Genomic DNA, 12,904 nt, shown 5'->3' on the forward strand with positions numbered 1-12,904 from the left:
TTATTTAGTGATAAGTAATTAGTCGGTTAGTGGACGTTATCATTGATCGCTAACCGTTCATTGCTATCTTTATTTTTTATAGAACAGGTTCATCATTTCTTGTTGAACTGGTTCATTGTGATGTCGATACCGGCAAGACAGAAACTTTTGATAATTTCCCCTGCCATCTCCAGTCTTTCATCCATTGTCTTCCAGTCTTCATCAGTGAAGTGACCGAGTACGTAATCGATTTGTCCGCCACGTGGAAAATCACTCCCGATTCCAAAACGCAGACGGGCATAGTTTTGAGTACCCAGAGTGGCGGCAATATGCTTTAATCCGTTATGGCCTGCATCACTTCCTTTTCCTTTTAGGCGTAACGTTCCGAAAGGAAGAGCCAGATCGTCTACTACGATCAGCACATTTTCCAATGGAATATTTTCTTTCTGCATCCAATAACGAACGGCCAATCCACTCAGGTTCATAAAAGTCGATGGCTTGAGCAGGATCAACTGACGTCCTTTGATGGAAAAGCTGGTGGTGAATCCATAGCGTCCATCCATAAAAGGAGGAGCATTGTTAATTCTGGCCAATGCTTCTACTGTCATGAATCCGATATTATGTCGGGTTTCATGATACTCGGGACCAATGTTTCCCAGTCCGACAACTAAATATTTTATCATCGTTTTTCCGTAAAACAGTTCATTAATATAGAAAGAGAAACGCAGATTAATACAAATTAATGCAGACTGAACATCTGCTTTAATCTGCATTAATCTGCGTTTGAAGTATATCTCTTTACAGGGATAATCTCAATTACTTGCCAGCGGCTGCTGCTGCACCTCTTGCTGCACGAGTCAACTTAACAGCACATACAACGGCTTCTTTAGCACTAATCAGTTCAAGACCTTCGAAGCTCAATTCGCCAACTTTAACAGTCTTACCCAATCCCAGGTGAGAAACGTTAACGATCAGTTTCTCAGGAATTACATTGTACAAAGCTTTCACTTTGATCTTACGCATCTGCAGTGCAAGTTTACCACCGGCTTTCACACCTTCTGCAAGACCTTCCAACTGTACAGGTACTTCCATTACGATAGGTTTAGCTTCGTCAATCTGATAGAAGTCAACGTGCAGGATAGTATCTTTTACCGGGTGGAACTGAATATCTTTCAGGATAGCGTTTACTTTTTTGCCATCGATAACCAGGTCTACAACGTAAATGTGCGGAGTATAAACCAAGTTACGAAGTCCTTCGTTAGTCACTGTGAAGTGAACTACTTCATTACCTCCGTAAAGTACACAAGGTACACCACCGTCTTTACGAATTTCTTTCAAAGCTCTAGCTTGTTCAGAAGAGCGTTCTGCAATTGTTCTTGCAGTTCCTTTTACTTCAATTGATTTCATTTCTTTAAAAATTTGTGTTACTCTAAATTAAGTTAGTTTGCTTAATTCACCATCACACGATGTGGATTATCACACGATGTTGCAAAAAAGCGGTGCAAAAGTACGTCTTTTTTTTGAAATATCAAAGAGTTACTTTCTTAAAAGTCAATATCGATCTTAATTTCGCTCTCTAACTTGTTTGCCCGGGCTTCTTCGATTGCTTTCTGTTCACTTTCTTCATCTGCTTCGGTGTTCAGGCGGGCGATGTATTCGTTCGCATCACTGCACTCAATGAAGTTGACTGCTTCTTCGAGTCCTGCCATAAACTTCTGAAAGTCCTCCCTATATAGGAAGATTTTGTGTTTTTCGAAACTAACCTGAGAATCGTCACCTTCTCCCGTTATCACTTTCTTACTCTCTGTAATAGCCAGGAACATTTCATCTTTACGATTCTTCTTTACGTCAAGGTAATAGATGCGTTTACCTGCTTTAATGGACTTGGAGAATACAATCTCCTTATCATTCATGTCTGCGCTCATTTTCTTTTTTAAATCTTCCATATCTTTCGGTCCGTTTATAATCGGCCTCAAAATTGGATATTTTTTTTAAACTGTCAAAAGAAAAAGCGCAGAGAATCAAATACTGCATTAAAAAATGTGATTTATTAGTGGAAACTCATTAAAAATATCTACTTTTGCAGTTCGATAACAACAGTATTAATTTGAATTATGATCAACAGAGTTCTTATTCGTCTTAAGATTATACAGATAGTATATGCCTATTATCAAAATGGCAGCAAAAATCTAGACTCAGCGGAGAAAGAGTTATTCTTTAGTCTTTCAAAGGCGTATGACCTTTATAATTATTTGCTAATGCTGATGATAGCATTGACAGAGTATGCACAAAAACGTATTGATGCGGCAAAAGCTAAATTGGCACCTACGAAAGAAGAGTTGTACCCCAACAAGAAATTCGTGGATAACAAATTTATTGCTCAATTGGAAGTCAATAAGCAATTGGTAGAGTTTATAGCCAATCAAAAAAGAACCTGGGCAAACGACCAGGACTTCATCAAGGAACTTTATGAGAAAATTGTAGAAACCGATATCTATAAAGATTATATGGCTTCTGACGACCACTCATACGAGGCCGATCGTGAATTATGGAGAAAACTCTATAAAACATACATCTTTAATAATGATTCTCTCGATCAGGTATTGGAAGATCAGAGTCTGTATTGGAATGATGACAAAGAAATTGTAGATACATTCGTCCTGAAAACGATCAAACGTTTTGATGAAAAGAAGGGTGCCAACCAGGAACTGCTTCCGGAATTTAAGGATGACGAAGATCAAGAGTTTGCACGTCGTCTGTTCCGTCGTACTATTTTGAATTCCGACTATTACCGTCATTTGGTTAGTGAGAATACAAAAAACTGGGATCTGGACCGTATTGCATTTATGGACGTTATCATTATGCAGACTGCATTAGCAGAAATTCTTAGTTTCCCGAACATTCCGGTCAGTGTTTCGTTAAATGAATATGTAGAGATAGCGAAGTTGTATAGCACAGCTAAAAGCGGTAGCTTTATCAACGGTACGCTGGATGGAATAGTTAATCAATTAAAAAAAGAAGGTAAGTTGACTAAAAACTGATACCTTTGTCCATATAGTAGAAACTAAAACAGATTATTTATGAACGTATTGACTGTATTATTGCAAGCTCCTGCCGGTGCTGCCGGAGGTGGAAGTATGATGTGGATCATGCTGATAGCTATGTTTGTTATCATGTATTTCTTTATGATCCGTCCTCAGAATAAGAAGCAAAAAGAAATAGCAAATTTCCGTAAATCTCTTCAGGTAAATCAGAATGTGATTACTGCAGGTGGTATCCACGGAACAATCAAGGAAATTACTGACGATTACATAGTACTTGAGATTGCTTCTAATGTAAAGATTAAAATAGACAAGAATTCTATTTTCGCTGATGCTTCAGCTGCTAGCAATCAATCTAAATAATAGTTGATAAATAAGTGCCTATGTTTGATCGTAGGAAAATAGAATATACATATTTAAAACTATCAAAGAAAATTAAGGATTTTCTGCTCAGTGATAAGAGCAGAGAGTTCTTAATTTTTTTATTTTTCTTCTTGATAGCCGGTGGATTTTGGCTGCTTCAGACTCTGAATAGTGACTATGAAGCCGAGTTCTCCATTCCGGTACGAATAAAAGATGTTCCCAATAATGTAGTGCTGACTTCGGAACCGCCTTCCGAACTTCGCGTCAGAGTGAAAGATAAAGGTACGGTGCTGCTCAATTATATGCTGGGGAAAAGTTTTTTCCCGGTAAATCTAGGTTTTCTTGATTATAAAGGAAAAGATAATCATGTGAAGATTTACGCATCTGATTTTGAGAAAAAGATATTGAGTCAATTGAATGTGTCTTCCAAAATTCTTTCAATCAAGCCGGATACATTAGAGTATATCTATTCTGAAGGAAAGTCTAAGTTAGTACCTGTCCGCTTTCAGGGGAAAGTGACAGCCGGACTTCAATATTATGTATCAGATACGATTTGTAATCCGGATTCTGTATTAGTTTATGCTCCGGAAGGAATTCTGGATACTATCACCACCGCATATACTCAAAAGATAAACCTGGAGAATATTTCAGATACAACCCGGCGACGAATTCCGCTGAATTCTGAAAGAGGAGTGAAGTTTGTTCCGGCTTCGGTAGAAATGATATTTCCGGTAGATATTTATACGGAGAAAACAGTAGAGGTGCCATTACACGGAGTTAATTTCCCAGCCGATAAGGCATTACGTACCTTCCCTTCCAAAGTTCAGATAACTTTCCAGGTGGGGTTAAAGCGGTTCCGCAGCATAAAAGCAAGCGATTTTATCATCAATATTTCTTACGAAGAGTTGTTGAAGCTGGGTTCTGATAAATATACGGTTAAATTGAAGTCGTTCCCAAGTGGAATCAATCAAATCCGTATTGTTCCTGAGCAAGTAGACTTCTTGATAGAACAAATTACTTCTAATGTCGATTAAGATTGGTATAACCGGTGGTATCGGTAGCGGGAAAAGTGTGGTTTCCAGATTATTTGGAATAATGGGAATTCCTGTTTATATTTCAGATATAGAAGCAAAGCGTATCACGCAGACAGATCCGGTGATTTGTCAGGAACTTTGTGCGCTGGTCGGTCAGGATGTGTTTCAAAATGGTGTGTTGAATCGTTCTTTGTTGGCATCCTATATGTTTGGTCATCCGGATCGTGTGCAGAAAGTGAATGAAATTATTCATCCACAGGTGAAAGAAGATTTTCGTCGGTGGGCTGCCCGGTTTGGTGGTGAACAATTGGTAGGTATGGAGTCTGCCATACTTGTGGAAGCCGGTTTCAGGAGTGAAGTTGATTTTCTGGTTATGGTGTATGCGCCGCTGGAAGTGAGAGTGGAGCGCACCATAAAACGGGATTGTTCATCGAGAGAACAGGTGATGAAGCGTATTGAGGCACAAATGAGTGATGAAGTTAAGAGAAGTCATGCTGATTTTGTGATAGTCAATGATGATGAAACACCGTTAATTCCGCAGGTTTTGGAGCTTATTTCTTTGCTATCTAAAAATAATCATTACCTTTGCTCCGCAAAAAATAATTAATAAATAAAAGGATATATACTATGTTGAAGACTATCTTGTCTATCTCAGGTAAACCGGGATTATACAAACTTATTTCGCAAGGAAAAAATATGTTGATTGTTGAATCAGTCAATGCTGAGAAGAAACGTTTCCCCGCTTATGGTAATGAGAAAATTATTTCTTTGGCCGATATAGCAATGTATACGGACGATGCAGAAGTTCCTTTGTATGATGTGCTGGAAGCTATAAAAGAGAAAGAGAAATCAGCGCAGGCTTCTATCGACCCGAAAAAGGCTACTCCTGAACAATTGCGTGAATACTTGGCTGAAGTATTACCAAACTTTGATCGTGAACGCGTATATGTAGCAGATATCAAGAAATTGGTAGCTTGGTATAACATCTTGATTTCTAATGGAATCACAGAGTTCAAACCGGAAGGCGAAGTTAAGGAAGAAGCAGTTGCAGAATAATCTGTACCGTTTATTTAATTAAAAATAGAGAACATGATAATCATTTAAAATGGTTATCATGTTTTTTCGTATAAACACTTGTATGTTCAGGAAAAAATTAGTATTATTTGGGTAATCTTTTACTAAAATAAATATCTTCTACTTATATTGTAAATAATGATGCTTTTTTATGTATCTTTGTCGCTGTTCACTATTCTTGGGAATAGCAGTAGTGAACGGCGAATAACAATAGAGAACAAAAGCGTTATAAAGATATTATTCAAGACTTGAGATCTGGACAATATTGAACTACTTAGGAATAATGTTTAAACGCTCGTGTTCTGCCATGTATGTAAATATGTGGTTGAACATTAGTTGTTTTGCATGATTTAGCTAGTAGATGTCTAAAGCGTCAAGGGGGGATAATTGTAGTAAGTTCCCACGCTTTTTATTTTTAATAGCCTTCTAGGGGAGCAGATGGTTTTTGATGTAGGGTATGGAGACAATAACAAATAAAGAAGTAAACGTCCGTTTGGACAATGAAAAAGGGACATTATGCCTAACAGGTTTGTTGGCAGGTACAATGGTATTCCTTTATGATTCACAGGGAGAATTAAAAGGCAAACATAAATTTGCTTTGCCTTTATTGACTATGGAAATCCCTCAACAGGGTACCTATGTTTTGGTAATGAGCCATCCGAATTGCCAACCGGAAGTCCGGAGATTTACATATTCAGGGATATAAATAATACCGGTATGCTTCTTATCAAGCATACCGGTATTCTATTTAAATGGAAACTCTTAATTTCTGAATACCAATCCGTCTCCACCAGCGTCAACGGTAATTGCTTTACTGCGGTCGACTTCCTGGGAAAGTAACTTTTTGGATAGATCGTTCAATAGATAACGTTGAATAGCCCTCTTTACCGGACGAGCTCCAAATTCAGGATCATATCCCACTTGAGATAAGAAGTCCAATGCTCCTTCCGTCAGTTTCAGTTCCACTCCGTTTTCGGCAAGCATTTTCTGAACTCCCTTGATTTGTAAGAGTACGATCTGCTTGATTTCCTTTTCATTCAATGGTAAGAACATGATCGTTTCATCAATACGGTTCAGGAATTCCGGGCGAATCGTCTTTTTCAACATATTCATGACTTCCTTCTTCGTTTCTTCAATCACTTCTTCTTTATTGGAACCGTGCAACTTCTCCATCTGACTTTGTATATAAGAACTACCCATATTCGAAGTCATGATGATGATTGTATTTTTGAAGTTGACCACCCTTCCTTTATTGTCAGTCAGTCGTCCGTCATCCAATACCTGTAACAGGATATTGAAAACATCCGGATGAGCTTTTTCTATCTCGTCAAACAGGACAACAGAGTAAGGTTTCCGACGTATAGCTTCTGTCAGCTGACCGCCTTCATCATATCCTACGTATCCCGGAGGCGCTCCGACTAAACGGGAAACACTGTGCTTTTCCTGATACTCGCTCATGTCGATACGAGTCATCATCGTTTCGTCATCGAACAGGAATTCTGCCAATGCCTTCGCCAGTTCGGTCTTACCTACACCGGTGGTTCCGAGGAAAATGAACGAGCCAATCGGACGTTTCGGATCCTGTAATCCGGCACGACTACGGCGCACGGCATCTGCCACGGCTTCAATCGCTTCATCCTGACCGATTACACGTTGATGAAGTTCCTCTTCCAAGTGCAATAGTTTATCCTTTTCACTTTGCAGCATCTTGCTGACAGGAATACCTGTCCAACGGGAAACAACATCGGCAATGTCCTCAGCATCTACCTCTTCCTTAATCATGGCTTTATCGCCTTGCATATCACGTAGCTGCTTTTGAGTATCTTCTATCTCTTTGTCCAAAGCCTGAAGTTTACCGTAACGGATTTCGGCTACTTTACCATAGTCACCTTCACGTTCAGCTTTTTCTGCTTCAAATTTAAGATTCTCTATCTCAACCTTATTCTGCTGGATTTTATCCATCAGTGTTTTTTCACTCTGCCATTTGGCTTTAAAGGACTTTTCCTGTTCTTTAAGTTCGGCAAGCTCCTTACCGATGATTTCCAGTTTCGGTTTATCGTTTTCACGTTTAATAGCTTCCCGTTCGATTTCCAGCTGCTTGATTTTGCGGGAGATTTCATCCAGTTCTTCAGGAACAGAATCTACCTCCATACGCAGTTTGGCTGCAGCTTCATCCATCAGGTCAATGGCTTTATCCGGCAGGAAACGATCGGTAATATAACGGCTACTCAATTCGACGGCTGCAATGATGGCATCATCTTTGATACGCACATGGTGATGGTTCTCGTAACGCTCTTTCAGTCCACGAAGGATAGAAATAGTACTCAAGTTGTCCGGTTCATCCACTTGTACGATTTGGAAACGACGCTCCAAAGCTTTGTCCTTTTCGAAGTACTTTTGATATTCGTCGAGGGTTGTTGCTCCGATAGAACGTAGTTCTCCACGAGCTAAGGCAGGTTTTAGAATGTTTGCAGCATCCATGGCGCCTTCACCCTTTCCGGCTCCTACCAGTGTATGAATCTCATCAATGAACAGAATTATATCACCTTCTGATTTCTTCACTTCATTGACAACTGATTTCAGTCGTTCTTCAAACTCACCTTTATACTTTGCACCGGCAACCAGTGCTCCCATATCCAATGAATAGACCTGTTTGTTTTTCAGGTTTTCAGGTACATCTCCTCGAAGGATACGATGTGCCAAGCCTTCTACGATTGCTGTCTTACCAGTTCCCGGTTCACCGATTAGAATCGGATTATTCTTTGTACGGCGGCTCAATATCTGGAGTACCCGGCGGATTTCTTCATCACGTCCAATTACAGGATCCAGTTTTCCGCTACGGGCAGCTTCGTTCAGGTTGATAGCGTACTTTTCCAATGATTGATAAGTATCTTCACTAGATTGTGACGTTACTTTTTCTCCTTTCCTCAACTCGCTGATGGCATTGCGTAATTCTTTTTCCGTCATACCGGCATCTTTCAAGATAGTGGAGACGGTACTTTTCACAGTCAGCAATGCTAGTATGATATGCTCTAATGAAACAAACTCATCGCCCATTTCTTTAGAATACTGTGTTGCTTTCTGCAATACTTCGTTAGATTCACGACTCAGATACGGTTCTCCGCCGGATACTTTTGGCAGGGAGTCGATCTGTTTGTCGACAACAAGAGCTACCTGCTGTCCGTTCATGCCAAGTTTCTGGAAGATGAAGTTAGTGACATTTTCACCCACCTTCATTACTCCCTGCATGATGTGGACAGGTTCAATGGCTTGTTGTCCCCGGCTTTGTACCAGGTTCACGGCCTCCTGTACCGCTTCTTGAGATTTGATGGTAAAATTGTTAAAGTTCATATCTTTGTTCTCCTTTCTTATTTCACGTTTTTAATAACACCTAAGAGGGCGCAAAAGATTTGCCAAGTATAAAAATATGACAAAATAGCATGAGTATTAAGGAGTTAAAGGACAAAATGACCTTTTTATCTGGGAGTAACTGACGAATTTGCTATAAAATATCATTTGTTACCTGATACGCTTGTTTGTGTAATCTTAGCCTGTGATGAAAGAAAATAAATATTGAAAAGTGGATAAATAAAAGTATTGTAGTATCTTTATCCGCTGTAATAATATAGATGGTATATGAGTGATAAGCCCCAAATAAAACTTGCTGAAACAGTGGTGTTGATTGACGCTGCTTTTTTGAATTTTGTAATAACGGATATAAAAGGATATTTTGAAGAAACTTTGCATCGTTCTTTACAAGAGATAGACCTTTCGATGTTGACCACCTATATAACCTTGGATGCAGGGATTACAGAAGGGAAGAACGAGGTGCAATTTCTTTTTGTGTATGATAAAGAATCCAGTCGATTGCAATATTGCCAACCTTCCGGTTTGCAGGAAGAATTGAATGGAGTTGCGTTTCAGAGCCCTTATGGTGAATATTCTTTTGCCAGCGTTCCATCGGAAGGAATGGTGTCAAGAGAAGATTTGTTTTTGGATTTACTCTCTATCGTTTCCGATTCGGCAGACGTGAAAAGGATGATCGTTATTTCTTTCAATGAGGAGTATGGAAAGAAAGTGACTGATGCTTTGCATGAAGTGAAAGGCAAAGAGGTCATTCAATTCCGTATGAATGAGCCCGAACTTCCGGTGGATTATAAATGGGATATGCTGGCTTTCCCTGTCATGCAGGCGTTGGGGATAAAAGCGGAAGAATTGCAATAACTATTGTGCTTTTATTCTTTCTGTAATTCATTATTCGTCATTGATTTCTTAACTGTTAATCATAATTGCCGTGTCCGATTTTCGTTTAAAAGTATTTCAGAGCGTAGCGAAGAATCTAAGCTTTACGAAGGCTTCGCAAGAATTGTTTGTCAGTCAACCTGCTATCACCAAACATATTCAGGAGCTGGAGACTTACTATCAAGCTCGTTTGTTCGACCGTCAAGGGAGCAAAATCTCACTGACTAAGGCCGGAGAATTGCTGTTGAAACATAGCGAGAAAATCTTGGACGATTATAAACAATTAGAATATGAGATGCATTTGTTGCATAATGAATATATCGGCGAACTGAAATTGGGGGCCAGTACTACGATTGCGCAATATGTACTTCCTCCTCTGTTAGCGAACTTTATAGCCAAGTTTCCGCAAATCAATCTTTCTTTGATTAATGGAAATTCCCGGGGAGTGGAAGCTGCCTTGCAAGAGCATCGGATTGATTTGGGACTGGTCGAAGGGATCTTCCGCTTACCTAATCTGAAATATACTCCATTTTTGCAAGACGAACTGGTTGCCGTGGTGCATACACAGAGTAAATTAGCTGTCACGGATGAGATTACTCCGGAAGATTTGCTGAATATTCCTTTGGTTTTGCGGGAGAGGGGCTCCGGAACATTAGATGTGTTTGAACGTGCCTTATTGCAACATAATCTCAAACTTTCTTCTTTAAATGTATTGATGTATCTCGGTAGTACAGAGAGTATCAAGCTTTTTTTGGAACATACGGACTGTATGGGAATTGTTTCTATCCGTTCGGTGCATAAAGAGCTTGTAGCTGGCCATCTCCGTGTAGTCGAAATAAAAGGAATGCCAATGCTGCGCGAATTTAACTTTGTGCAGCTGCAAGGGCAGGAGGGAGGATTGTCACAGGTATTTATGCGTTTCGCTGGACATCATAGTAAAAGCCTGTAAGTTTGTCTTTTTCTCTCGTGCAATCGCTTCTCCAGAATAAGAAAAATGATTTTCATTTCTCATATTCTCATAATTGTTTTATAATAATCTTATAACCAGTTGATTACTGAATGAGAAATGTTTTGAGAAAGCCTATTTCTCATAGCTTCTTTAGTGAAATAGGCCTCAAAACTGTTATTTCTCATCTATTTTCGAGGTATTTCTCATACTGTTATCCCCTTCATTCGACTATTTTTTCTTTATATATACCCTGTGTGCTCCTCTTCCTGTGATTTCTATTCCAGAATCCGGTTGATGTCCCCACTGTCTTAGTTCGTTGGTTGCTGCTGTTTGCAACAATCCTGTTAGTTTGCGATATTCCCAAACGGTCAGGAAGGGATGTTCATCCAGATACTTTAGAGCTAATGCCAGTCGTTGTTCCGATGTGAATTTATTAGAGGATCGTTGCTTTTTCCAGGGTGCTCTTTCCAGTTGGCATCTTTCGCTGATATTTCTCACCATTTCTCGGTCTACCCGGAAATTTACACCTCCTATAAAGATACTTTGTGCGTTGCGATGACTCCCACCTTCTTCCGGATCTTCCCGCTCCTTGTCTCTGCCTAAAGTAAGAGAGGGAGTAAACGTTCCTATTCCGTCTATCTTTACCGAGCGTCCTTCTGCCATCAAATGCGCCATTTCAATGGCGGTCTGAAGTAGTACGCCTTCTATGTCTCCTGCACTGAATCCACTGACGTCGCCAACTCGTTGCGCCAACTCTTTTATGCTTGTATTATCTATCCGCGCAAATTTAGGATAAGTAATTCTTTTGCCTGTTTTCTGAAGATCGGGCATCTCCTCTATGATATATCTTGCCATATCATCTATTGTTTAAAGTATTAATAGATAAGTTCTTTTGTATTAGAGGCAAACTTCCTTTCTTCTAATAGTAAAGTTCCTTTTGATTAATTATAAACTATAAATGCAACTTTTGTTTTTATAATTGAAGCTTGCGTTTATAAAAACAAAGCTTTCATTTTTATAATCAAAGCTTGCATTTATAGTTTACTCTTATACAAAGATAAGTTTTCTATTTGACAAAAAGAAGTTTATCCTTAATAAAGAAGAAGTTTTCTATTAATAGTTTGGGAGGGAATGAAGATGATTAAAGAGAAAGGATATAACGGGATTTTATGCTTAATATATTATTTTCTAAAAAGTGGATGCAATGCTTCTGTTAGTTTTTAGAAAAGTGTATATTTGTAATATTATGAGTCATACTAATATCATGCAAGCTGAAGAAAATGATTTGGTAAACATTTTATCTTTGCAAAAGAAATCTTTTATGGTGGTGGCCGAACGAATGAATAAATTCGATCTTCCCCCTTTGTTGCAAAATCAGGATGAGATTTGTGATGAGTATCAGACAGGCATTATTCTAAAATACGTATCAGATGATGGACAGATTGTAGGTTCTGTCAGGGGATGTATGGATGAAAATAGAGTATGTCATATTGGTAAATTGATAGTGCATCCCGATTTTCAGAATAAAGGTATAGGTAGAGAACTTATGACTGAAATAGAACGATTATTTCCCCACTGTCATAAGTTTTCTCTTTTTACGGGTGAAGAGACACCCAATACTTTGCATCTATATAGCAAAGTCGGTTATAATATTGTATGTAGAAAAGAAATGGAGGGTATCAGCATGATTATTATGGAAAAAGAAAAACTTACTTATAGAGATTTTACGTTTGACGATTTAGAAACTGTTTGTAAATTACCTCGAAACAAGCTGGAACTGTTTTTTATGTTTCCTAAAGCTGATTTTCCTTTAACAATCGATCAATTAAAGAATACAATAAAAGATAGATTTGATTCGACTGTTGTTTTATTTAATAATGAAGTAGTAGGGTTTGCAAATTTCTATGAGGTAAGAGAATCTCAATATTGTGCTATTGGAAATGTAATAGTAAGTCCTTGTTTTCGTAATCGTGGCGTTGGCACATTTCTGATAAATGCTATGGAAGATATTGGGAAAAAGAAATATAATGTATCGGAGCTTCATTTGTCTTGTTTTGATGCTAATACGAGTGGGCTTCTGTTATATACTAAATTAGGATATAAACCCTATGAAATAGAGAAGTACATTAATAAGGAAAACGAAGTCTCGGCTTTAATAGAATTGAAAAAAGTGCTGTGATTCGAAATAAATCACTTATTTGATTCTGTTATCTCCTGAAAGT

14 protein-coding genes are annotated in these 12,904 nt (G+C 38.6%); 9 read left to right on the forward strand and 5 right to left on the reverse strand.

Annotation, left to right across the window (positions count from 1 at the left end; translation table 11 throughout):
* Window positions 1-92: 92 nt before the first annotated feature.
* The 3 genes from pth to NQ505_RS12755 form a co-directional block, all read right to left on the reverse strand.
* Complete coding sequence (gene pth, locus NQ505_RS12745; protein ID WP_032848766.1) at window positions 93-659, reverse strand: aminoacyl-tRNA hydrolase; 567 nt, start codon at window positions 657-659, stop codon at window positions 93-95.
* A 136-nt stretch (window positions 660-795) separates the two neighbouring features.
* Entirely contained in the window at window positions 796-1,386 is a 591-nt protein-coding gene (locus NQ505_RS12750) for a 50S ribosomal protein L25/general stress protein Ctc (protein ID WP_009000692.1), read from the reverse strand.
* 137 nt (window positions 1,387-1,523) lie between these two features.
* Entirely contained in the window at window positions 1,524-1,925 is a 402-nt protein-coding gene (locus NQ505_RS12755; protein WP_009000693.1) for a PUR family DNA/RNA-binding protein, read from the reverse strand.
* A gap of 168 nt (window positions 1,926-2,093) precedes the next feature.
* Between NQ505_RS12755 and nusB the strand changes: the two genes are divergently transcribed.
* The 6 genes from nusB to NQ505_RS12785 all read left to right on the forward strand — a co-directional run bounded on the left by nusB (window position 2,094) and on the right by NQ505_RS12785 (window position 6,197).
* A complete protein-coding gene (gene nusB, locus NQ505_RS12760) occupies window positions 2,094-3,020 on the forward strand; it encodes a transcription antitermination factor NusB (protein WP_009000694.1) in 927 nt (308 codons plus the stop codon).
* A gap of 39 nt (window positions 3,021-3,059) precedes the next feature.
* Window positions 3,060-3,383, forward strand: coding sequence for a preprotein translocase subunit YajC (gene yajC / locus NQ505_RS12765; protein ID WP_004302063.1), 324 nt, complete (start codon window positions 3,060-3,062; stop codon window positions 3,381-3,383).
* A gap of 20 nt (window positions 3,384-3,403) precedes the next feature.
* Window positions 3,404-4,417, forward strand: coding sequence for a CdaR family protein (locus NQ505_RS12770; protein ID WP_004305632.1), 1,014 nt, complete (start codon window positions 3,404-3,406; stop codon window positions 4,415-4,417).
* Window positions 4,407-5,024 (forward strand): dephospho-CoA kinase, encoded by a 618-nt coding sequence (gene coaE, locus NQ505_RS12775; protein WP_009000695.1) that lies wholly within the window; start codon window positions 4,407-4,409, stop codon window positions 5,022-5,024. The genes NQ505_RS12770 and coaE overlap by 11 nt, the downstream gene beginning before the upstream one ends.
* Before the next feature lie 20 nt (window positions 5,025-5,044).
* Entirely contained in the window at window positions 5,045-5,473 is a 429-nt protein-coding gene (locus NQ505_RS12780) for a DUF5606 domain-containing protein (RefSeq protein ID WP_009000696.1), read from the forward strand.
* 475 nt (window positions 5,474-5,948) lie between these two features.
* Window positions 5,949-6,197, forward strand: a complete 249-nt coding sequence (locus tag NQ505_RS12785; protein ID WP_004302068.1) for a hypothetical protein — start codon at window positions 5,949-5,951, stop codon at window positions 6,195-6,197.
* Between the two features lie 56 nt (window positions 6,198-6,253).
* On the opposite strand, the gene clpB is transcribed toward NQ505_RS12785, so the two are convergent.
* On the reverse strand, window positions 6,254-8,842 hold the full coding sequence (gene clpB / locus NQ505_RS12790) for an ATP-dependent chaperone ClpB (RefSeq protein WP_004302069.1): 2,589 nt from the start codon (window positions 8,840-8,842) through the stop codon (window positions 6,254-6,256).
* Between the two features lie 285 nt (window positions 8,843-9,127).
* On the opposite strand from clpB, the gene NQ505_RS12795 reads away from it, so the two are divergent.
* Together NQ505_RS12795 and NQ505_RS12800 are read left to right on the forward strand one after the other, a co-directional pair.
* The gene (locus NQ505_RS12795; protein WP_004302071.1) at window positions 9,128-9,715 is read left to right on the forward strand and encodes a DUF6621 family protein; all 588 of its coding nucleotides are present in this window, start codon (window positions 9,128-9,130) and stop codon (window positions 9,713-9,715) included.
* 70 nt (window positions 9,716-9,785) lie between these two features.
* Complete coding sequence (locus NQ505_RS12800; RefSeq protein ID WP_009000697.1) at window positions 9,786-10,682, forward strand: LysR family transcriptional regulator; 897 nt, start codon at window positions 9,786-9,788, stop codon at window positions 10,680-10,682.
* Between the two features lie 228 nt (window positions 10,683-10,910).
* Here NQ505_RS12800 and NQ505_RS12805 read toward each other — a convergent pair whose 3' ends face one another.
* Window positions 10,911-11,537 (reverse strand): HU family DNA-binding protein, encoded by a 627-nt coding sequence (locus NQ505_RS12805; protein ID WP_004302073.1) that lies wholly within the window; start codon window positions 11,535-11,537, stop codon window positions 10,911-10,913.
* Between the two features lie 349 nt (window positions 11,538-11,886).
* Between NQ505_RS12805 and NQ505_RS12810 the strand changes: the two genes are divergently transcribed.
* Entirely contained in the window at window positions 11,887-12,861 is a 975-nt protein-coding gene (locus tag NQ505_RS12810) for a GNAT family N-acetyltransferase (RefSeq protein WP_009000699.1), read from the forward strand.
* Window positions 12,862-12,904: the final 43 nt, after the last annotated feature.

This window comes from Bacteroides sp. D2 (assembly GCF_025147085.1).
In the GTDB taxonomy this organism is placed as follows: Bacteria; Bacteroidota; Bacteroidia; order Bacteroidales; family Bacteroidaceae; genus Bacteroides.

Excerpts from the sequence above, each read along its gene's own strand:
- NQ505_RS12750 (WP_009000692.1), bottom strand. The coding sequence starts at position 1,386 with ATGAAATCAATTGAAGTAAAAGGAACTGCAAGAACAATTGCAGAACGC.
- NQ505_RS12755 (WP_009000693.1), bottom strand. The coding sequence starts at position 1,925 with ATGGAAGATTTAAAAAAGAAAATGAGCGCAGACATGAATGATAAGGAG.
- nusB (WP_009000694.1), top strand. The coding sequence starts at position 2,094 with ATGATCAACAGAGTTCTTATTCGTCTTAAGATTATACAGATAGTATAT.
- yajC (WP_004302063.1), top strand. The coding sequence starts at position 3,060 with ATGAACGTATTGACTGTATTATTGCAAGCTCCTGCCGGTGCTGCCGGA.
- NQ505_RS12770 (WP_004305632.1), top strand. The coding sequence starts at position 3,404 with ATGTTTGATCGTAGGAAAATAGAATATACATATTTAAAACTATCAAAG.
- coaE (WP_009000695.1), top strand. The coding sequence starts at position 4,407 with ATGTCGATTAAGATTGGTATAACCGGTGGTATCGGTAGCGGGAAAAGT.
- NQ505_RS12780 (WP_009000696.1), top strand. The coding sequence starts at position 5,045 with ATGTTGAAGACTATCTTGTCTATCTCAGGTAAACCGGGATTATACAAA.
- NQ505_RS12785 (WP_004302068.1), top strand. The coding sequence starts at position 5,949 with ATGGAGACAATAACAAATAAAGAAGTAAACGTCCGTTTGGACAATGAA.
- clpB (WP_004302069.1), bottom strand. The coding sequence starts at position 8,842 with ATGAACTTTAACAATTTTACCATCAAATCTCAAGAAGCGGTACAGGAG.
- NQ505_RS12795 (WP_004302071.1), top strand. The coding sequence starts at position 9,128 with ATGAGTGATAAGCCCCAAATAAAACTTGCTGAAACAGTGGTGTTGATT.
- NQ505_RS12805 (WP_004302073.1), bottom strand. The coding sequence starts at position 11,537 with ATGGCAAGATATATCATAGAGGAGATGCCCGATCTTCAGAAAACAGGC.
- NQ505_RS12810 (WP_009000699.1), top strand. The coding sequence starts at position 11,887 with ATGCTTCTGTTAGTTTTTAGAAAAGTGTATATTTGTAATATTATGAGT.